Source organism: Streptomyces sp. SID11385 (assembly GCF_010548245.1).
Lineage (GTDB): Bacteria > Actinomycetota > Actinomycetes > Streptomycetales > Streptomycetaceae > Streptomyces.
Map to the genome: position 1 here is coordinate 1 of NZ_JAAGLR010000709.1, position 223 is coordinate 223.

A 223-nucleotide genomic window follows, 5' to 3' on the forward strand; every position below is an offset into this window, starting at 1 on the left:
TGGGCGAACGCCACGTTCTGGGCGACGGTCTTGTTGGGAAGCAGCCGGAAGTCCTGGAAGACGGTGCCCAACTGGCGCCGCATGTGCGGCACCTTCCAGTTGGACATGCGCGCGAGGTCCTTGCCCAGGACGTGGACCATGCCCTGGCTGGCGCGCTCCTCACGGAGGATGAGTCGCATGAAGGTGGACTTGCCGGAGCCGGAGGAGCCCACCAGGAAGACGA

At 65.9% G+C, this 223-nt stretch carries 1 protein-coding gene; it reads right to left on the reverse strand.

The window, feature by feature from the left end:
- The coding region (locus tag G3I42_RS21550; RefSeq protein WP_164288328.1) for an ATP-binding cassette domain-containing protein at positions 1–223 on the reverse strand (223 nt) is incomplete at both ends.